The organism is Priestia sp. 40, from assembly GCF_049368575.1.
Lineage (GTDB): Bacteria > Bacillota > Bacilli > Bacillales > Bacillaceae_H > Priestia > Priestia zanthoxyli.
The window spans coordinates 279,242-298,620 of sequence record NZ_JBMPZA010000025.1 but is presented as its reverse complement, the minus strand read 5'-3'; the positions used below and the strand labels follow the sequence as shown (position 1 = coordinate 298,620).

Sequence of the window (19,379 nt, the reverse complement as noted above, 5' to 3'; positions counted from 1 at the left end):
TAGGCTCAAACTTAAAACTTGCATCGGGAATCGCAGATGTGCCCAGTTTATTAGAGCAAGGTGTATTTTTAAGTCTTGGCGCTGATGGTGCTCCTTGTAATAATAATTTGGATATGTTCAACGAAATGAGGCTGGCCGCTACGATTCATAAACCCTCTTACGGACCAACGGCCATGAATGCAAAGCACGTGCTCGAAATGGCTACAATTGGCGGAGCGAAAGCAGTTGGGCTTGAAAAAGAAATTGGAAGTTTAGAGGTTGGGAAAAAAGCGGATCTTGCCATTTTAAATTTAAATCAGCTTCATACCTTTCCATCTTACGGCGTAGACCCTATTTCCAGAGTTGTGTATTCAGCAACGCGAGGAGATGTAGAGTTAACGATGGTTGATGGAGAAATTCTGATGGAAAATCGCGTGCTAAAAACAATTGACCAGGGAATCGTGCTAAAAGAGGCAAATCGTTCGATTGATCGTCTTTTAAAAAGAATTCCACTTTTAATTTCGTAAGATGTAAAACGAAGAAGAGGCTGGGATAAAAGTATTTTAGTGGAAGTAAACTCGAATTATTAATCGGAGTTATTGATTAATAATTCGAGTTTTTTGTTGTCAAGGTGAACGTAGGTTTCATCTGTTTAGTTGCTTCTAGCTGTTGATTGGAGGACAAGGCGTAGACTTCTGCGGTTATTCCATTTCTTTGTCTTTAGAATGGATTTATTTAGTTATGTCTCAATCTCTTTTTTGTATAAATGAGTAAAAAGGGTACTCTTGCAACAGACTAAAAAGATAAGAGAAATAAATTTTCAAAATTCCAAACTAACGGAAGATAAAAATTTTTATAATGATAGCGTTTTCTACCTTTGCATATCTACAAATTAAGACTATAATAGGACAAAAGATTTTACTTTAAAACGTAAATCCTCCTAAATCGTGTCCTTTTTAGGACATTTGAATAGGTAGGATTTTTTATTTTTTTTAGAAGTAGGGAGGCGCGCGTGTTGGAGCGTAACGGAATATTAGAGCGCTTGTTTAAACTATCAGAGCGCAACACAACACCAAAACAAGAAATACTAGCAGGACTTACAACTTTTATGACGGTCAGTTATATGGTAATCGTCAATCCCATTATCATGTCTGACGCGGGTATCCCCCGAGAAGCGGCTCTTGCAGCTACCATTTACGCCATTGTATTTAGTACGTTACTGATGGCCCTATGGGCAAATTTCCCGATTGTAACCGGTCCAGGGATGGGTTTAAATGCGTTTTTTACGTATTCAGTCGTATTAGGGCAAGGGTTGTCATGGCAAACGGCACTTGGAGCAGTTTTTATATCCGGCGTGTTGTTTTTTGTTTTAACGGTAACAGGAATACGCGGAAAGATTATTGATGCCATTCCGAACGTATTAAAGTCTTCAATAGCAGTTGGAATTGGTCTTTTTGTTGCGTTTATCGGTTTGAAAAACGCTGGATTAGTTGTGGCAAACGAGTCTACTTTTGTAGGACTTGGAAATGTCATGGATAAAGGCCCCTTACTGGCTATTTTTGGGCTGATATTAGCAGCTGTACTGATGGCTAAAAATGTAAAAGGCGCTCTCATTATAAGTATTTTTGCTACGACAATATTAGCGATGATTGTAGGAGTACAAGCAGTTCCTCATTCGGTGAAAGACGTTTTTTCAGCTACGCCGCCAAGCGTCCGAGAAACATTCTTTCAAATGGATTTAAAAGGTGCAGTTGCCTACGGTATTTTTTCAGTTGTATTTTCTTTCACCATCGTAGAATTGTTTGATACGCTGGCGACATTGATTGGACTATCTAAAAAAGCAAATTTAGTAGATAAAAACGGTAAAATTCCAGGTTTAAATCGTGCGCTTGCAGCGGATTCAATCGGTACAATGGCGAGTGCTATTTTTGGAAGCACAGCACTAAATACGTATATTGAAAATGCAACAGGTATTGCCGAAGGAGGACGTACCGGCTTAAAGGCATTAACGGTTGCCATCTTATTTATATTTACCTTGTTTTTTGCACCGCTTATTCAATTTATCCCAAGCGTTGCTACTGCTCCAGCACTCATTATTATTGGTTCGCTTATGCTAAGTGACATTCGAAACGTTAACTTCGACGATTTTACTGAGGTTGTTCCCGCTTTCTTAACAATTGTCATGATGCCGTTAACCTACAGCATTGCAGAAGGGTTAGCATTCGGCTTCATTTCATACACAGCGATTAAACTGTTTACAGGACGCCATCGCGAAATTCATTGGATGATGTATGTAATCACCATTGCCTTTTTTATCAATTTTTATATGAGTTCCCATTAGGAAGAAAAGACGTAGCCTCAAGCTACGTCTTTTTTTGTTACTGAGTCCTTGTCAGAGAACATCGTGAAAGAATGAAGCTTTTCTTTTATTTTAGATAATTGTAAAATAATTATAAAAGGTGCCTTATAAAGGGTTGGTGGAATAAATTGAAACAAAGTAAACGCAAACGTGTCACCTTACAACAAGTGGCAGAACACGCGGGAGTATCTCGAGCTACCGCTTCTCTTATTGTACGAAATAGTCCAAGTGTTTCCGAAAAAACAAGAAAAAAAGTTCTAGCTTCGATGAAAGAGTTAGGATACGTATATGATCGTATTGCAGCAAATTTAAGATCTCAAACTTCATCAACAATCGGAGTTATTATTACGGATATATCTAATACGTTCTTTACAGAATTGTTAATTGGAGTACACGAGGAGCTCGAGAAAGACGGATATACGGTGTTTTTAGGTACGACGTTTGATTCGGATAATCGACAGGATCAGCTGCTTTCTACGATGCTAGAGCATCGGGTAGGGGGCATTATTTTATGTCCTGTTGCGGGTACATCGGAAGATACGGTAAGAAAAATTCAGCATTTAGATGTTCCTTCAGTACTAGCAGTAAGGGAATTGCCTGAAGTGGAGTCAGATTATGTAGGGGTAGATTATAGCTTAGGCGTTCAAAAAGCGGTTCAACACTTACTTGAACAGGGACATAAAAGAATCGCCTTTTTAGGAGGAACAACCGGTTCTACAACGTGGAAAGAAAGAATGGAAGGTTACCGTTCGGCGCTAAAGAACGCAGGAATTTCTATTGATGAAGAGCTTGTTATTCCGAGCGGTCCGACAAGAAGCGGCGGTGTAGAAGCTGCACATCAAGTACTGAACATTTCTGAGCCTCCAACAGCAGTTTTTTGTTTTAGCGACTTAGTTGCATTTGGCGTCATGCAAGGCTTAAAAGAGAAAGGGATCGCTCCGGGAGAAGATATAGCGGTAGTGGGATTTGATAATGTCATGGAATCATCCGTATGCCACCCTACTCTAACAACCGTTTCTTCTTTTGCAAGACAAATAGGAAAAGATGCTGCACGGTGTCTTCATAACCAAATTGTTGATAAAAAAGAACATCATCATCGCATTATTTTAACGCCTCAGTTAGTTGTTCGAGAATCGTCATCAAAAAAAAGAAGCAGTTAATGAACTGCTTCTTTTCCTTGTGAATTATTTGGACGGTTCGTAAATATCCCAAGCCATTTTCAAGGAATCAACAATATAATTTGCTACTTCTTCAATATCCAAATTGTCAGTTTCTACTTTGGAGTGGTGGTTGGAATAAATTGCTTGTCGCGTATAAAATAATTCTTCAATATCCTCTAGACTTCTTCCTTGTAAAACAGGGCGACTGTCAATAATGAGGCTGATGCGTTCTTTCCATGAATCCCATGAAAGGTCTAAAAAGAATACAATACAATTTGATAAGCATATTTTTTGAATTTCTTCTTGAAGAAATGCGCCTCCGCCAACGGATATAATTTTTAAACGCTGCTGAGATAACTGGCTAATTACTTCTTTTTCTTTATTTCGGAAAAACTCTTCACCAAACTCTTTAAAGATTTGTGATGTAGGCATTTGAAACATTTTTTCGATTTCTTGGTCTATATCGACAAAATCTCTGTATAATTTCTTAGCGACTAGTTCGCCGATTGTTGTTTTACCTACGCCCATAAAGCCAATAAATACAATGCTTTTTTCTCTAAGAGACATCTCGCTGTAAGTCATTTTTCAAAGCCTCTTTCTGTTTTTAACAATAAAAAACTTATTATTTTGTATTTTAGTTATTAGAATTATAATACAAATTTTACTGTTTGTAAAAACAGTGAAAGGTATATTATGTCCTACGAAGCAAGTATCAGCTCGCGTTTATAAAATTTTTGTTAGTCAACAGATGGTGATATGCTGTAACCAAAGCAAATTAGTAATAGGTAAGCTCGATCACAATCATTAATCTTTGTCATATTGACAGTGCTCCTACAGTGTATGTAAGAAAAAAAGAAGTGAACGTGAGACTACGTAAGAGAGTATAAGCAAACTAGACTCAGTATAAATGAATATTTTTAGAAAATTCTTTAATTTACTATTGCTAGATTAAAATTTCTGTTGTAGGATTATGATAACGTTTACAAAACGAGTTATTACTTTAAATTAATAGGATTTATAGAATACTGCATCAAGTTTAGATCGATCTATATTTAAAATTAGATCGATCTAAAAAGCAGTCAGGTCAATTGTTAAAAGGAGAGATAACAATGAGCTTTAGACGAGCAAGGCCTTATGTAAATAAAGAATGGCTTGAAGGTAATCGATCAGCAGTAAGTATTCAAAGTCCGTATACGCAGGAAGTAATTGGTGAGCAAGTTATAGCAACGCCAGAAGATGTTGAAAGAGCACTATCGGCCGCCTATGAAGCTAAAAAAACAGTTGCGGGCCTGTCTTCTTATGAAAGAGCAAAAATTTTAAAAGAAGCAGCAAGGCTTTTGGAAAAGCAAAAAGAAAAATTTGCTTCTCTCATCTCAAATGAGTTAGGAAAACCGCTGAAGAATACGTTGGATGAAGTATCTCGATCTGTAGAAACATTAGAGCAGTCCGCGGAAGAAGCAAAAAGGCTTATCGGTGAAACGATCCCCGGAGATGTTTCTGAACGAGGAGGAAAAGCGATAGCTTCTACATTCCGTGTGCCTGTGGGAGTCGTTGCTGCTATTACTCCTTTTAATGCACCTTTGAATTTAGTATGCCACAAAATTGGACCGGCTTTTGCTGCCGGCAACAGCGTTATTTTAAAACCAGCTCCGCAAACAACCTTAGTTGCTTCAGAGTTTATAGCTCTATTATTAGAAGCTGGAATGCCTGAATGCGCTATCAATATGGTTTTAGGCGGAGTAGAAACAGGACAGCAAATCGTAAAAGATGACCGGGTAAATGTCATTTCTTTTACCGGTGGAACAGTGGCAAGCAGAAATATATGTGAGCTGGCTGGAATGAAAAAAGTGCTTCTAGAATTAGGAGGAAATGCTTCAACAATCGTTCATGAAGATGCAGACATTAAGAAAGCTGCTGAAATGTGTGGGAGAACAGGGTTTAGCAACTCCGGTCAAAGCTGTATTTCAGTTCAGCGTATTTATGTACATGACTCAGTTGTTTCTGAATTTACAGAGCTTCTGAAGAGTGCGGTAATGTCTTTAAAAGTTGGAGATCCTCTGTTGCCGCAGACGGATGTTGGATGTTTAGTAGATGAAAAAGCAGCAAACCGAGTTTTGGCTTGGATTGAAGAAGCAGTCGATCTAGGTGCGAAGCTGATATGTGGCGGCAAAAAGACAGGAGCTTCTATAGAACCTACTGTTCTATTAAATCCTCCTAAACAAAGCAAAGTAGTGTGTCAAGAAGTGTTTGGCCCTGTGGTGAGCATCATTCCTTATCAAAACATTGAAGAAGCTATTCGGGAAACAAATGATTCATCATTCGGTTTGCAAGCAGGGCTGTTTACAAATCAAATGGATTTAGCTTACCGTGTGGCTGAATCTTTAGAAGTAGGAGGAGTTGTGATTAATGGAACCTCTAATTTTCGACTCGACCATTGGCCGTACGGTGGGATAAAAGACAGCGGCGTTGGTAGAGAAGGACCTCGCTTTGCGATTGAAGATATGACAGAAACAAAAATGATTGTCCTGCAGCTATCGTAGCTGAGTTTATTACCTGACAAACTATATAGTGAATTTAAAGGAGGATATACAATGGAAAAATTAATATCACATCAATTAGTAAATTATCTTGAGGAGCGAGGCATCGAGCATATTTTTGGTTTGTGTGGTCATACAAACATAGCGGTACTAACAGCCTTAGAAGAAAGCAAAATTAAATTTATCAACGTTCGACACGAACAAATTGCAGCGCATGCAGCTGATGGCTATGCGCGTGTGACGAAAAAAGCAGCAGTAGTATTAAGTCACTTAGGTCCTGGCTTAACAAATGCTGCTACAGGTGTAGCCAATGCAGCGTTAGATTCAATTCCAATGGTTGTCATCGCTGGTGATGTTCCTACTCATTATTATGGAAAGCATCCGCATCAAGAGGTAAATTTACATGCTGATGCTTCGCAATATGAAATTTATCGTCCATTCGTTAAGCGTGCATGGAGAGTTGACCGTCCAGATTTATTTCCAGAAATATTAGAGAAAGCATTTTTACTAGCGGAAAGTGGAAATCCTGGCCCCGTATTAGTATCTGTACCTATGGATATCTTTTCAAAAAAGATCGATGTTTCTTTATTTGATCGATTGCATCGCCAAACGAAATCTTTGCAAAAACCTTCTATCGATGACGAAACGGCAAAGAGTATTGTACAAAAACTAATTAATGCCAAAAATCCAGTGTTATATGTAGGCGGAGGTATCCTATTAGCAGATGCAGCAAATGAACTAAAAGAGCTCGTGGATCACTTGAATATTCCGGTAGCCCATTCCTTGATGGGAAAAGGAGCGCTTCCAGATGATCATGACTTGACTCTAGGGATGACAGGGTTTTGGGGCACGAAGTTTATTAATGAAAAGTGCCGGACTGCCGATTATATTTTAGCATTAGGAACACGGTTTGCAGAAGCAGATTCTAGCTCATGGGAGCCGGAGTATACGTTTGATTTTTCAAACACAAAATTGATTCATATTGATATTGATCCTAGCGAGATAGGGCGTAATTATCCCGCCGAAATTGGTGCAGTAGCTGATTTAAAACAAGCCCTTAAAGTCTTAAATCGCGTAGCTAAACAGCTTATTCCAGAAGGGGAAAAAAATGAAGCATTAATCAAAGAGATTGCTTCTTATCGTGAAGAGTTTAAAGCTAGCAATGAAGAGTATATTCACGATAATTCATTCCCAATGCAGCCGCAGCGAATTTTAAATGAAGTTCGTGAAGTCCTGCCGAAAGATGCCTATATTACTACTGATGTAGGCTGGAATAAGAATGGGGTAGGACAGCAGTTTCCAATCTATGAAGCTGGAAGTATATTAACTCCAGGAGGTTTTGCCACAATGGGATTTGGAGCGCCGGCAGCTTTAGGAGCAAAGGTAGCTCAGCCTGATAAAGTAGTTGTTTCTCTAGTAGGAGACGGGGGATTCGGCCAAAATCCAGCTGTACTTGCTACGGCAGCCGAAGAGAATATTCCTGTGGTTTGGATCATTATGAACAACTTTGCGTTTGGTACGATAGCGGGACTGCAAAAAGCACATTTTGGAACCACTCTAGGCACAGTATTTGAAAAAGATGGAGAGGTATATTCTCCTGACTTTGCAGGTATCGCTAAAGCTTATGGAGTAGAAGGTATAAAAATTCAATCAGCCGAAGAGTTTAAACCGGCGCTTCAAAGAGCTGTTGCTTCTAATAAACCAGTTGTAATTGATGTAGCGATGTTAAACAATCCCGTACCAACATCAGGACATTGGAACATCATGGATATTTATTCTCCAGATAAGAAAGTACACCATGTATCTGTTTAACAAGTATGGAACAAATGCTGAAATAGAAACGGAAATATTTAACTTTGATAAAAAGGAGCTGTTTCTATGTTAGAGAGAGGGGAAGGAACTCATTCTCCATCTATTTGTACGCCTTTAGTAGGCAAAAATCACAAAGAGCTTTTAACAGAGCTGGCGGACATTCTATTAAAAAAGCCGGATATAATTGAATGGCGCTTAGATTTTTATGAAGAAATTCAAGATATAAACAGCGTCCTTTCTGCAGCTAAAGGTATATATGAAAATAGCGAGCGCACTCCTATTTTGCTTACTGTACGTTCTCAAAAAGAAGGAGGGCAGCCTATTTCTTTATCAGAAAAAGAAGTAGTAGCCATACTTGCAGAGGTATGTAAACACCCGTATGTAGCAATTATTGATTTTGAAGTATCAAATCAGCCGGATCACATCCGCTATTTGCGTGAAGTTTCCAAGGAAAATAACAAGAAACTTGTGCTTTCTTATCATAATTTTTCTTTTACGCCTCCTAAAGCGGAAATTTTTAAAAGCTTATTTCTAGCTGAATTTTACGGAGCAGATGCAGCAAAAGCAGCTGTCATGCCTCAGAACAATCAAGATGTTTTAACTTTATTGGAAGCTACAAGAGAGGCTGAAAAAGAGCTCGGCATTCCTCTCATTACCATGTCAATGGGAGGGTTAGGAGCTATTAGCCGGATCGTCGGGTGGATGTACGGCTCTTCTGTTACTTTCGCTGTAGGGAAAAGCAGCTCAGCTCCTGGGCAAGTTCCAATTGATGAATTACGAAAAATAATTCAGTTAACAAAAAAAGTTACGGGTCCTGAGAGCAATCATTTCCATCAAATTGGTTCGATATAAAATAAAAAGAACAAGAGCATGCTATGCTCTTGTTCTTTTTATTTATCTTTTAAATGCATTGAAAGATAAACGCGAGTATCTTTTTTGCGCTCATATTTTGGATTAGCGCTTCGCGTATATTCTTTTGACTGATGTTCTATATGGTAGTTCTGTTCAAATTGTTTGATTGCTTCATTAATTTCTTCTTGCGTTCCCATTAATCTTACTTGCAGCATGTAACGTCTCCTTCCATATACTTTGCTTTTTGACTATATCATGAAATGAAAAAGAAGTAATTTTATTTTTGTTGACGAACATGTATATACAGGTTAGAATAAAAACATAAAACTTGTATATACAGGTTTGTGGTGAGATTTATATAGGGGATAGGAAATACTCGAATAAAATGAAAGCGGAAACAAGGGGGAAAAGACATGAATCGAGAATCTGTGGAGCGCATTGTAGAAGCCGTTGGGGGAAAAGAAAATATCTCTGCTGCAACGCACTGTGTAACGCGTCTTCGACTTGTTTTAAAAGATGAAGGTAAAGTCAATCAACGTATGCTAGATGAGCACGAATTAGTAAAAGGATCTTTTTCTACAAACGGCCAGTTTCAAGTTGTTATTGGTCAAGGCACGGTTGATAAAGTATATAAAGAAATGGTGGCGCTTACAGGTATAGGCGAACTATCTAAAGAAGAAGTGAAAAACGAAGCGGCTAAAAACTTAAATCCGCTGCAGCGCGCAATAAAAACATTAGCTGACATTTTTATTCCCATTTTACCGGCCATCGTAACCGCGGGTTTATTGATGGGAATCAATAATGTACTAACAGGAGCCGGAATTTTTTACGATGATAAATCAATCGTAGATGTTCATACACAGTGGAAAGACTTCGCAAGTATGATTAATTTAATTGCGAATACGGCTTTTGCCTTTTTGCCAGCTCTTATTGGGTGGTCAGCTGTTACGCGTTTTGGAGGAAGTCCTTTATTTGGAATTGTCCTTGGGCTCATGCTCGTACACCCTGATTTGCTAAATGCATGGTCTTACGGAGAAGCATTAAAAAAAGGAAGTATCGATACGTGGAATTTATTTGGCCTGCATGTTGAGAAAGTCGGCTATCAAGGACAGGTTTTACCTGTGTTAGCTGCTTCATTCGTCTTGGCAAAAATCGAATTGTTTTTACGAAAACGCATACCGGATGGTTTTCAACTTTTGATTGTAGCGCCTGTAGCTCTTTTAGTAACAGGGTTTCTCGCTTTTATTGTGATTGGTCCAATTACATTTGCAATAGGAAATGTTATTACAGGTGCAGTTGTATGGCTGTTTAAAACGGCTCCATTTATTGGAGGGCTTGTGTACGGAGGCTTATATGCTCCTCTTGTTATTACGGGCATGCACCATACATTTTTAGCCGTAGATTTACAGCTGATTGGAAGCGTGGGAAGTACGTTTTTATGGCCAATGGTAGCATTATCGAATATTGCACAAGGCTCTGCGGCTTTTGCGATAATGATTCTTTCAAAAAATGATGAGAAATTAAAAGGATTGTCTTTAACGTCAGGGATTTCAGCGTGGCTTGGCATTACGGAGCCTGCAATGTTTGGTGTAAATCTACGCTTTAGATTTGCTTTTATTTCTGCAGTGATTGGTTCTGCTATTGCTGGTGTCGTCATATCCGTTGCGGGAGTAAAAGCAGCATCGGTGGGAATCGGTGGTATCCCTGCTCCGTTATCAATTGTTCCACAGAGCTGGCCGCCTTTTATTATTGGAATGATAATCGTAATCGTAGTGCCGTTTCTTTTAACGTTAACGCTTGGAAAGCTTCAGAAAAGATCAACTGTTACATCAACTGTCGCGGGTACAGACTCGTTTCAACATAATTCAAAGAATTAAATGGTGGTGTTAAAAATGCAAGAACCTTGGTGGAAAAAATCTGTTGTTTATCAAATTTATCCAAAAAGTTTTTATGATACGACTGGCAACGGCGTGGGTGATATAGCTGGCATTATTGAAAAGCTAGATTATTTGAAAAAGCTTGGCGTAGATGTTGTTTGGTTAACCCCAATTTATAAATCGCCGCAGCGGGATAATGGATATGATATAAGTGATTATTTTGTTATTCAAGAAGAATACGGAACAATGGAGGACTTCGATCGTTTAATAACAGAAGCGCATAAGCGGGATCTTAAAATTATCATGGATATTGTCGTTAATCATACGTCAACTGAACATGAATGGTTTCAAGAAGCTAAAAAATCGAAAGATAATCCGTACAGAGATTTTTATATCTGGCGAGATCAAAAAGAAGATGGGAGCGCTCCGACGAATTGGGTTTCAAAATTTGGAGGATCAGCGTGGGAGCATGATAAGCTGACAGAACAATCGTATCTGCACTTGTTTGATGTAACGCAAGCGGATTTGAACTGGGAAAATGAGCGTGTGCGCCGCAGCGTGTACGACATGATGACGTTTTGGCTTGAAAAAGGTGTAGATGGATTTCGGCTAGACGTCATTAACTTAATTTCAAAAGATCAGCGCTTCTTAGATGATGATGGTTCGGTTGCCCCAGGAGATGGCCGAAAATTCTACACCGACGGTCCTCGCGTGCACGAATATATGCGGGAAATGAATCAAGAAGTTTTTTCAAAATATGATAGTATGACCGTTGGGGAAATGTCATCGACAACCGTTGACCACTGCATTCAGTACTCTCATCCGGATCGGGACGAGCTTAGCATGACGTTTAATTTTCATCATTTGAAAGTTGATTACCCAAACGGAGAAAAGTGGGCGCTAGCAGATTTTGATTTTATTAAATTAAAAGAGATTTTATCAACTTGGCAAACCGAAATGAATAAAGGAGGAGGCTGGAATGCACTATTTTGGTGCAACCATGATCAGCCTCGCGTTGTTTCACGCTATGGAAACGATGAACTCTATCATAATAAATCTGCTAAAATGCTCGCTGCAACAATTCATCTGATGCAGGGAACACCTTATATTTATCAAGGGGAAGAAATAGGTATGACAAACCCGAAATTTTCCTCTATTGATGAATATAGAGATGTGGAGTCATTAAATGTGTATGAGATAAAACGTGCACAAGGAATGGACGAAACTGAAATTTTGGAGATTTTAAAACATAAATCAAGAGACAATTCCCGTACACCGGTGCAATGGAGCGATGAGCCAAGTGCAGGTTTTACAAAAGGAAAGCCATGGATTAATCCGGCTGATAACTACCGTGAAATTAATGTGGAAAAAGCACTAGATGATAAAGATTCAATTTTTTACTTTTATCAAAAGCTTATTGCACTACGCAAGCAGTACGAGATTATCACCTATGGAAACTATGAATTGATTCTTGGAGAAGACGAGCAGATTTTCGCTTATATCCGAAATGGAGCAGACGAAAAGCTGCTCGTGATAAATAATTTCTACGGCAGCGAAACAATTTTTGAACTGCCAGAAGATATAACTTTTGAAGGATATCATAGTGAAATATTGCTGTCTAACTACGAAGATTCATCAAAGGAATTCAAGCGAGTCTTACTTCGGCCGTATGAATCAATCGTGTATCATTTAAAAAAATAGAGAAAAAAGTAAAAAGAACGATGGGTGACAATCTATCGTTCTTTTTATACAATTGGGTATATATAGAAAGTAAAATAGGTGATGGCAATTGAAAGAAAATAAATTTATCAGCATTTACGAACAGTTAGTCGATAAAATTAAACGTGGTGACTGGCGTCCTAATACAAAACTTCCTTCTGAAAATGAGCTTGTTGAACAGTATCAAACGTCTCGTGAAACGATACGGAAAGCGTTAAATTTACTTTCACAAAATGGATACATTCAAAAAATGAAAGGAAAAGGTTCTTTTGTATTAGACGTATCACGCTTTGATTTTCCAGTATCAGGACTTGTTAGCTTCAAAGAAGTGGCGGAAAAGCTAGGACATACATCGACTACTATTGTAGAAGAATTTGAATTAGTCAAGGCCGATCAAGATCTGTGCACACAGCTTGGGGTGACAAAAAAAGATCTCATATGGAAAGTAATTCGAGCACGTGAAATCGATGGAGAAAAAATTATTTTAGATAAAGATTTTTTTCATAAAAAGTATGTTCCTCACCTCACAAAAGACATATGCAAAGGCTCTATTTATGAATACTTAGAAAAAGATCTTGGGCTAAAAATCAGCTTTGCTAAAAAAGAAATTTCCGTTGACGAGCTGACGGACGAAGATAAATGTTACTTAGATTTGAAAGAATATGAACATATTGTGGTAGTAAGAAACTATGTGTATCTAGAAGATGCAAGCCTTTTTCAATATACGGAATCACGTCATCGTCTTGATAAATTCCGTTTTGTAGATTTTGCTCGCAGAGGCGTATAATGTTCTACTCCCTATGAATTTATAGATACTTACACAAAAAACTGCTTTGGTATAGGAAACAAAGCAGTTTTTTTATGTAAAAAATTGAAAAAGCATCATCCTTTTGACGATAAAATTTTAAAAGGGTTGAATTTTTCTTTAGAATTTGTTTTAGTAGAACATAAGATTATTTTATATTTGTATAATGTTATTCATACAGAATAGGGGTTTATTGTTCTTTTTTTTATTAGATATATAAGAAATTGTTATTTGAAAACGATAATTTCATTAGTAATTCTAATAAAGGTATTTATCTACAGCATTAAAGAGAGCTGCTCAAACAATACTAAGTAAAAAGGAGGAGACGGAATGAGTAACGATTATCGACTTTATCCTCTTGGTGACAGCGGCATTGTCGTTTCATTTGGAGACGAAATTAATTTCGGTATACATAAACGCATTCAGCAGTTTACTCAGGTACTAGAGCAATCATTATGTAAGGGAATGATTGAATATGTGCCGGCTTTTACAACAGTTACAATCTATTATGACCCTTGGATAATGAGTGAAAAAGGAAGAAGAAATCCTTACACAGCAATATCTACATATATTGAAGAACTGCTTTCCAATCAGGAAGAAAAATCTGAAGCGGTCGCTAGACAAATTGATATTCCGGTGTGTTACGGAGGAAAGTATGGACCGGATTTAGAGAAAGTAGCTGCTTTTCATTCCTTAACGCCTGATGAAGTTATCTCCATTCATACGAGTGGAGAATATTTAGTGTATATGATAGGTTTTGCTCCTGGTTTTCCTTACTTGGGAGGGATGAGCGAAGAAATTGCGACTCCAAGAAAAGAATCACCGAGAAGCAGCATACCAAAAGGGTCAGTTGGCATTGCAGGAATGCAAACCGGCGTGTACCCAATTGAGACACCTGGAGGATGGCAGTTAATCGGGCGTACTCCTCTTACACTATTTAACCCAAAAAAAGATTCGCCAAGCTTGCTTCAAGCAGGTGATCGTATTCGATTTGTTTCCATTTCTGAAACGGAATATGAAGCCCAAAACGAGGTGGATGAAGATGAGTATTAAAGTGATACGTCCCGGTTTATTAACAACGATTCAAGATATCGGCAGACATGGATATCAAAAGGACGGCATGATTGTCAGCGGGGCAATGGACAAAGTTGCTTTAAGGATTGCCAACTTATTAGTAGGAAATCAAGAAAATCAGCCGGTTATTGAAATTACGTTAATGGGACCAAAAATGGAATTTCAGCAAGATGCTTTGATTGCCCTGACAGGAGGGGATTTATCGCCAACTGTTAATGGTGAAGCCGTAAAGATGTGGCGGCCTTTATATGTGAAAAAAGGGAGCGTGCTGCAGTTTGGTGTTCCGACTTTAGGGTGCCGTTCTTATTTATCGGTTTCCGGTGCTTTTAATGTTCCGGCAGTTATGGGAAGTACATCTACTTCACTTCGCGCTCGAATAGGCGGGCTGCATGGTAAAGCATTACAGTCAGGAGACGAAATATTAAGCCATCCTCCTACAGAAACAGGGGAAGCAATTATAAAGAAACTGTTGAAACAGCAAACGGACCGCTCTTTTCAGCAGGCTTTTTGGACGATTCATCCTAAACTTATTCCTTCATACGAGACGCCTATTATCCGCACGATGAAGGGTGCGGAATTTGATTGGTTTACAAAAGAAAGTCAACAGCATTTCTTTAATCAAGAATTTGACGTTACCCCTCAATCTGACCGCATGGGCTATAGGCTAAAAGGGAAGAAACTAGTCCTTGAGCAGGAAAAAGAGCTACTTTCTAGCGCTGTGACGTTCGGTACGATTCAAGTACCAAAAGAAGGACAGCCCATTGTTTTATTAGCAGATCATCAAACCACAGGAGGATATCCTAGAATCGGACAGGTAGCAACTGCAGATTTTTCAGCGCTTGCGCAAATTTCTCCAGGGAAAAAGGTTTCTTTTCAAGCAATTTCACTGGATGAAGCGCAGCATTTATATATGGAGCAGGAAAAGAAAATAAATCATATTAAAAGAGCACTTCGAATGAAAATATAAGGAGAGAAGAAGATGGCTACCGTTGATTTGAACTGTGACTTAGGGGAGAGCTTTGGAAACTATAGATTAGGAAATGATAAAGAAATTTTACGCTATGTAACGTCAGCAAACATTGCCTGCGGCTTTCATGCCGGAGATCCTTCGGTTATGAGAGAAACAGTGAAGCTGGCTTTGAGTGAAAATGTGGCGATTGGCGCGCACCCCGGATTGCAAGATTTAGCTGGATTTGGACGTAGATATATGAAAATTACGCCTCCAGAAGCTTATGATTTAATGGTGTATCAAATGGGGGCTCTTTCAGCTTTTATACGTGCAGAAGGAGGGACCCTTCATCATGTGAAACCTCATGGTGCTTTATATAATATGGCTGCAGGGGATCGAGACATAGCTAAAGCTATTGCTGAAGCTGTTTATAATGTTAGTGAGGAAGCTATTCTATATGGTTTGGCTGGAAGTGAATTGATTAAAGCCGGAAACGAAATGGGATTGCGTACGTCTCAGGAAGTATTTGCAGATCGAACCTATCAACAGAACGGCATGCTGACGCCGAGAAACGTTGAAAACGCCGTGATTCAAGATGAAGAAGCGGCTATTTCTCAAGTAATTAAAATGGTCAAAGAAAAGAAAGTATTCACTGTGCAAAATGAAGAGATTTCCATTCAAGCAGATACCGTTTGTATTCATGGAGACGGTGCACATGCTGTTGAATTTGCCAAAGCTATTTGTGACAAGCTAAAAGAAGAACAAATTATTATTCAACCACAATGAGGTGACATCATGAAAAAAGAACGCAACTGGAGCGTGCTGCTCGGCGCAGCATTTTTAATGGCTACTTCAGCAGTGGGTCCAGGTTTTTTAACTCAAACAACGGTCTTTACACAAGCTCTCGCCGCAAGTTTTGGTTTTGTCATTTTACTGTCGATTTTATTAGACATTGGCGTTCAGCTAAACGTATGGCGTATTATTGCCGTTTCAGAAAAAAGAGCACAGGATATCGCTAACAGTGTTTTGCCAGGTCTCGGCTTATTTATTGCTATTCTAATTGTAATTGGAGGCTTAGCATTTAATATTGGAAACGTAGGAGGCGCGGGTCTTGGCTTTAATGCGCTATTTGGTATTTCTCCTAAAGCGGGTGCAGTCATTACAGCCATCATTTCTATCGCAATCTTTTTAGTCAAAGAAGCCGGAAAATTAATGGATCGTTTTGCTCAATTAATGGGCGGAATATTAATTGTTTTAATGGTATATGTTGCTGTTTCTTCCGCTCCTCCAGTAGGAGAAGCGGTATCTAAAACATTTTGGCCAGATAAAATTGACGTCATGGCGATTGTTACGCTTGTAGGAGGAACGGTAGGAGGATATATTACATTTGCAGGAGGTCACCGTTTATTAGATGCAGGAATCAAAGGAAAAGCCGCGATTCCTGAAGTAACAAGAGGAGCAGTATCCGGTATTACCATTGCTTCGATCATTCGAATTTTTCTATTTTTAGCGACATTAGGTGTGTTGAGTCAAGGGTTAAAACTGAATCCTGATAATCCACCTGCCTCTGTTTTTCAGTTAGCCGCAGGAGATATTGGCTATAAATTATTCGGTGTCGTTATGGCAGCGGCGGCTATCACTTCAGTTATTGGTTCGGCATATACATCGGTTTCCTTTATTAAATCCTTCAGCAAAAGGATTGAGAAATATGAAAACTGGATTATCATTGCATTTATTACAATTTCAACCCTGGTTTTCTTAACGATTGGTCAGCCGGTCACGCTGCTCATTTTAGCTGGAGCATTAAATGGGTTAATCTTACCTATTACACTCGGTACAATGCTTATTGCGGCGTATAAAAAGAAGATAGTAGGCGATTACAAGCATCCGACTTGGCTTACCGTTTTTGGCGGTTTTGTGGTTGTTATTATGGCTGTGCTAGGAGTCTATACGCTTGTGACTCAAATGGCAAAACTGTGGTAAGGAATTCTATAACCAATTAAAAAAGGGCCTTCTGGCCCTTTTTTAATTGGTTATAGGCAATACATATAAAATGATTGCTAAAAAGTGGAGTACGGTTCCGCCAAGAACAAACATATGCCAAATCATATGATGAAAACGAAATCCTCGCCATACGTAAAAAACGGCCCCGATTGTATACAATACGCCTCCAACTACGAGAAGGACAATTCCTTGATGGGCAATGTTTTGAGTTAACGAATCCCACGCAAACACAATCATCCATCCCATAAATACGTAAAGAATGGTGGAAATAAAAAGGAATTTCTTCACAAAAAAAGCTTTGAATACAATTCCTGCAAGAGCGATGCCCCATACAATTCCAAAAAGTGTCCAGCCGGTGGTTCCTTTAACTGCGATAAATAAAAATGGAGTGTACGTCCCGGCAATAAACAAATAAATAGAAGAGTGGTCAAATATCTCAAAAAGGTCTTTTACCTTACCTTCCGGAAAACTATGGACAAGCGTAGAGGAGACATAGAGAAGCAGCATGGTTACTCCGTAAATAGTAAAACTGATAACATGCCAAGGCGTTCCTTCTAACGAAGAAAGTACGATTAAAAGCGTTAATCCAACAATGCTGAGTACGGCTCCAACGCCGTGTGTAATCGCATTTGCAATTTCTTCTCCTCTTGTAAATGTGTGTGTAGTAGCCATTTACAAAATCCTTTCTTTACACAAATTTATCTTCTATTTTCTCAGAGGATCAGTTTTGAACATACCTGCTGAGAAAAAATCCGTAACGGTCAAAAACATGAGTGAAAAAGTCATTGGTTATTTCTTTATTATAGACCATTCTTTTGATTTTATCTATTTTGACTGGAGGTCCGAAAAGAGGAAAGATGTATATGTGAATGTTCACTAGCTGTAAAAAGCATGTATAGAAGAAAAAAATTGCTTTTTGAAAAAATGGCAGAAAAGTTGTCATGAAGGCATGATTTTGAAATACATATAAAATAAAACTTTTAACAGTCAAGGTTACGATTACTGCTTAGCTCATTTGCAATAGATAAGTAACAAGATTGTAAGAAGGCAGGGGGATGGACGCAGTGAAAAAAGAAGTTATTTTTGATGAAACAGGCACATACAAATACTCTCTATTATGCAAATGGAGTGAAGTAAACGAACGTAAACTTACGTTTATCTTGTCATTTCCAGAAAATACGTATGAATACAGCGACGATACCGCTGTATCCAAATGCATAGAACTGGCACAAAAGTGGGGATTTGGAGTCTTAGAAATCGTTTATTTATTCAGCTATCAAACCGACCATGTTTCGTTTTTACGCATGCTTTCAAAAGAAGAAGCTGTTGGAACAAGAACAGGTGAATATATTCAAAAAGCAGTGGAAGATGCTGAACTGGTTGTGGTAGCTTGGGGTGATCATGGAAGCATTTATAACCGGCAAGAGGAAGTAAAACGCTTTTTGAAACACAAGCCGGTATACTGTTTTGGAAAAACGAAGCAGCAATTCCCTCGCCATATTTTATCCGTCGTGCACCGTACAGAATTACAGAAATACGAAGTGCCGGCTAATCGTGAAGAGTCAGAAGAAGTTTCTTCGTTTATTGAAGACATAGATCAAAGTTTTGGTGGAGAGGATTATTCTCCAATTAAACAACTAACAGAAGAAGAACCGCTTATGTTTATTGAAGACATTGCCAGTATGTATCGATAAAGAGAAAAAGCGAGGTTTATATTCCTCGCTTTTTCGTTAGTATAAAACACCAAGTTTTGTCATATGGTTGTATCAAGAAGCGTGTGTGAAGGGGGAACTTTATGAAGTTGAATGAAGTGTTGCACCGCATCACAACTATTTATAATGAGCTAGAAGAAGAGTGCTTTCAATATATAGGGGCTGTGATCAACGAAAATGCAGAGCTGGATATTTCTCGTCTAGAAGAATTAAGTACGCTGTTAAACTTTGTATATGAATGCTCGCAGGATGTATTAGTAGGTTCTATTTTAACAAAATTGGATTATGGACAACCCATTTATCAATTTGCTATGTTAAAGCCTATTTCCCTTGAAGGAAATGAAGATAAGTTAGATATTTTATATGAAGAAAAGGTAAAAGTAGAAAGAGCTATTCTAGATGTGTATACAGCTCAGCGAAAGAAGTTATTGACTCAAGCAGCTGAAGACTTAAAAGAACTGCACTACGAGCTGCAGACCTATGTGTATGCTTGCAACATATAAGTGAATCTGTTGAAATGGCAGGGCATATATACAAATA

General features: G+C 38.5%; 18 protein-coding genes. 15 read left to right on the top strand and 3 right to left on the bottom strand.

Annotation, left to right across the window (positions count from 1 at the left end):
• The 3 genes from ACO1DI_RS26160 to ACO1DI_RS26150 all read left to right on the top strand — a co-directional run.
• On the top strand, positions 1-506 hold a 506-nt coding region (locus ACO1DI_RS26160; protein WP_423145745.1), incomplete at its 5' end, for an amidohydrolase family protein.
• A gap of 488 nt (positions 507-994) precedes the next feature.
• Positions 995-2,320, top strand: coding sequence for an NCS2 family permease (locus ACO1DI_RS26155; protein WP_140451601.1), 1,326 nt, complete (start codon positions 995-997; stop codon positions 2,318-2,320).
• Between the two features lie 146 nt (positions 2,321-2,466).
• Positions 2,467-3,498, top strand: coding sequence for a LacI family DNA-binding transcriptional regulator (locus ACO1DI_RS26150; protein ID WP_115653162.1), 1,032 nt, complete (start codon positions 2,467-2,469; stop codon positions 3,496-3,498).
• A 24-nt stretch (positions 3,499-3,522) separates the two neighbouring features.
• Here ACO1DI_RS26150 and ACO1DI_RS26145 read toward each other — a convergent pair whose 3' ends face one another.
• Positions 3,523-4,080, bottom strand: coding sequence for a shikimate kinase (locus ACO1DI_RS26145; protein ID WP_013055659.1), 558 nt, complete (start codon positions 4,078-4,080; stop codon positions 3,523-3,525).
• A 527-nt stretch (positions 4,081-4,607) separates the two neighbouring features.
• On the opposite strand from ACO1DI_RS26145, the gene ACO1DI_RS26140 reads away from it, so the two are divergent.
• The 3 genes from ACO1DI_RS26140 to aroD all read left to right on the top strand — a co-directional run bounded on the left by ACO1DI_RS26140 (position 4,608) and on the right by aroD (position 8,699).
• Positions 4,608-6,038: an aldehyde dehydrogenase family protein gene (locus tag ACO1DI_RS26140; RefSeq protein WP_014461354.1), complete on the top strand. Its 1,431-nt coding sequence runs from the start codon at positions 4,608-4,610 to the stop codon at positions 6,036-6,038.
• 51 nt (positions 6,039-6,089) lie between these two features.
• Positions 6,090-7,847, top strand: coding sequence for a thiamine pyrophosphate-binding protein (locus ACO1DI_RS26135; protein ID WP_014461353.1), 1,758 nt, complete (start codon positions 6,090-6,092; stop codon positions 7,845-7,847).
• 66 nt (positions 7,848-7,913) lie between these two features.
• A complete protein-coding gene (aroD, locus tag ACO1DI_RS26130) occupies positions 7,914-8,699 on the top strand; it encodes a type I 3-dehydroquinate dehydratase (protein ID WP_371905393.1) in 786 nt (261 codons plus the stop codon).
• A 38-nt stretch (positions 8,700-8,737) separates the two neighbouring features.
• Here aroD and ACO1DI_RS26125 read toward each other — a convergent pair whose 3' ends face one another.
• Positions 8,738-8,914, bottom strand: a complete 177-nt coding sequence (locus tag ACO1DI_RS26125) for a YvzF family protein (RefSeq protein ID WP_014461351.1) — start codon at positions 8,912-8,914, stop codon at positions 8,738-8,740.
• 198 nt (positions 8,915-9,112) lie between these two features.
• On the opposite strand from ACO1DI_RS26125, the gene treP reads away from it, so the two are divergent.
• From treP to ACO1DI_RS26090, 7 genes are all read left to right on the top strand, one after another.
• Positions 9,113-10,576, top strand: a complete 1,464-nt coding sequence (treP, locus tag ACO1DI_RS26120; protein WP_014461350.1) for a PTS system trehalose-specific EIIBC component — start codon at positions 9,113-9,115, stop codon at positions 10,574-10,576.
• A 15-nt stretch (positions 10,577-10,591) separates the two neighbouring features.
• A complete protein-coding gene (treC, locus tag ACO1DI_RS26115; protein WP_042992292.1) occupies positions 10,592-12,277 on the top strand; it encodes an alpha,alpha-phosphotrehalase in 1,686 nt (561 codons plus the stop codon).
• Between the two features lie 88 nt (positions 12,278-12,365).
• Complete coding sequence (gene treR, locus ACO1DI_RS26110) at positions 12,366-13,082, top strand: trehalose operon repressor (protein ID WP_423145744.1); 717 nt, start codon at positions 12,366-12,368, stop codon at positions 13,080-13,082.
• A 348-nt stretch (positions 13,083-13,430) separates the two neighbouring features.
• Positions 13,431-14,153, top strand: a complete 723-nt coding sequence (pxpB, locus tag ACO1DI_RS26105) for a 5-oxoprolinase subunit PxpB (RefSeq protein ID WP_140452025.1) — start codon at positions 13,431-13,433, stop codon at positions 14,151-14,153.
• Positions 14,143-15,141 carry a biotin-dependent carboxyltransferase family protein gene (locus ACO1DI_RS26100; protein WP_140451599.1) on the top strand — a complete coding sequence of 333 codons (999 nt, stop codon included), beginning with the start codon at positions 14,143-14,145 and terminating at the stop codon, positions 15,139-15,141. Before pxpB ends, ACO1DI_RS26100 begins: the two co-directional genes overlap by 11 nt.
• Before the next feature lie 12 nt (positions 15,142-15,153).
• The gene (locus ACO1DI_RS26095) at positions 15,154-15,909 is read left to right on the top strand and encodes a LamB/YcsF family protein (RefSeq protein ID WP_140451598.1); all 756 of its coding nucleotides are present in this window, start codon (positions 15,154-15,156) and stop codon (positions 15,907-15,909) included.
• Positions 15,910-15,918: 9 nt separating this feature from the next.
• Positions 15,919-17,106, top strand: a complete 1,188-nt coding sequence (locus ACO1DI_RS26090) for an NRAMP family divalent metal transporter (RefSeq protein ID WP_140451597.1) — start codon at positions 15,919-15,921, stop codon at positions 17,104-17,106.
• A gap of 42 nt (positions 17,107-17,148) precedes the next feature.
• On the opposite strand, the gene trhA is transcribed toward ACO1DI_RS26090, so the two are convergent.
• On the bottom strand, positions 17,149-17,799 hold the full coding sequence (gene trhA, locus ACO1DI_RS26085) for a PAQR family membrane homeostasis protein TrhA (RefSeq protein WP_013055671.1): 651 nt from the start codon (positions 17,797-17,799) through the stop codon (positions 17,149-17,151).
• Between the two features lie 383 nt (positions 17,800-18,182).
• Between trhA and ACO1DI_RS26080 the strand changes: the two genes are divergently transcribed.
• Together ACO1DI_RS26080 and ACO1DI_RS26075 are read left to right on the top strand one after the other, a co-directional pair.
• Positions 18,183-18,821 (top strand): DUF1643 domain-containing protein, encoded by a 639-nt coding sequence (locus ACO1DI_RS26080; RefSeq protein ID WP_423145743.1) that lies wholly within the window; start codon positions 18,183-18,185, stop codon positions 18,819-18,821.
• Between the two features lie 101 nt (positions 18,822-18,922).
• Positions 18,923-19,342, top strand: coding sequence for a hypothetical protein (locus ACO1DI_RS26075; RefSeq protein ID WP_014461339.1), 420 nt, complete (start codon positions 18,923-18,925; stop codon positions 19,340-19,342).
• Positions 19,343-19,379 lie beyond the last annotated feature (37 nt).

What these genes read in the sequence shown, in the direction of transcription:
- ACO1DI_RS26145 (WP_013055659.1), bottom strand. Translation starts at nt 4,080, where the DNA reads ATGACTTACAGCGAGATGTCTCTTAGAGAAAAAAGCATTGTATTTATT.
- ACO1DI_RS26140 (WP_014461354.1), top strand. Translation starts at nt 4,608, where the DNA reads ATGAGCTTTAGACGAGCAAGGCCTTATGTAAATAAAGAATGGCTTGAA.
- ACO1DI_RS26135 (WP_014461353.1), top strand. Translation starts at nt 6,090, where the DNA reads ATGGAAAAATTAATATCACATCAATTAGTAAATTATCTTGAGGAGCGA.
- aroD (WP_371905393.1), top strand. Translation starts at nt 7,914, where the DNA reads ATGTTAGAGAGAGGGGAAGGAACTCATTCTCCATCTATTTGTACGCCT.
- ACO1DI_RS26125 (WP_014461351.1), bottom strand. Translation starts at nt 8,914, where the DNA reads ATGCTGCAAGTAAGATTAATGGGAACGCAAGAAGAAATTAATGAAGCA.
- treP (WP_014461350.1), top strand. Translation starts at nt 9,113, where the DNA reads ATGAATCGAGAATCTGTGGAGCGCATTGTAGAAGCCGTTGGGGGAAAA.
- treC (WP_042992292.1), top strand. Translation starts at nt 10,592, where the DNA reads ATGCAAGAACCTTGGTGGAAAAAATCTGTTGTTTATCAAATTTATCCA.
- pxpB (WP_140452025.1), top strand. Translation starts at nt 13,431, where the DNA reads ATGAGTAACGATTATCGACTTTATCCTCTTGGTGACAGCGGCATTGTC.
- ACO1DI_RS26100 (WP_140451599.1), top strand. Translation starts at nt 14,143, where the DNA reads ATGAGTATTAAAGTGATACGTCCCGGTTTATTAACAACGATTCAAGAT.
- ACO1DI_RS26095 (WP_140451598.1), top strand. Translation starts at nt 15,154, where the DNA reads ATGGCTACCGTTGATTTGAACTGTGACTTAGGGGAGAGCTTTGGAAAC.
- ACO1DI_RS26090 (WP_140451597.1), top strand. Translation starts at nt 15,919, where the DNA reads ATGAAAAAAGAACGCAACTGGAGCGTGCTGCTCGGCGCAGCATTTTTA.
- trhA (WP_013055671.1), bottom strand. Translation starts at nt 17,799, where the DNA reads ATGGCTACTACACACACATTTACAAGAGGAGAAGAAATTGCAAATGCG.
- ACO1DI_RS26080 (WP_423145743.1), top strand. Translation starts at nt 18,183, where the DNA reads ATGGACGCAGTGAAAAAAGAAGTTATTTTTGATGAAACAGGCACATAC.
- ACO1DI_RS26075 (WP_014461339.1), top strand. Translation starts at nt 18,923, where the DNA reads ATGAAGTTGAATGAAGTGTTGCACCGCATCACAACTATTTATAATGAG.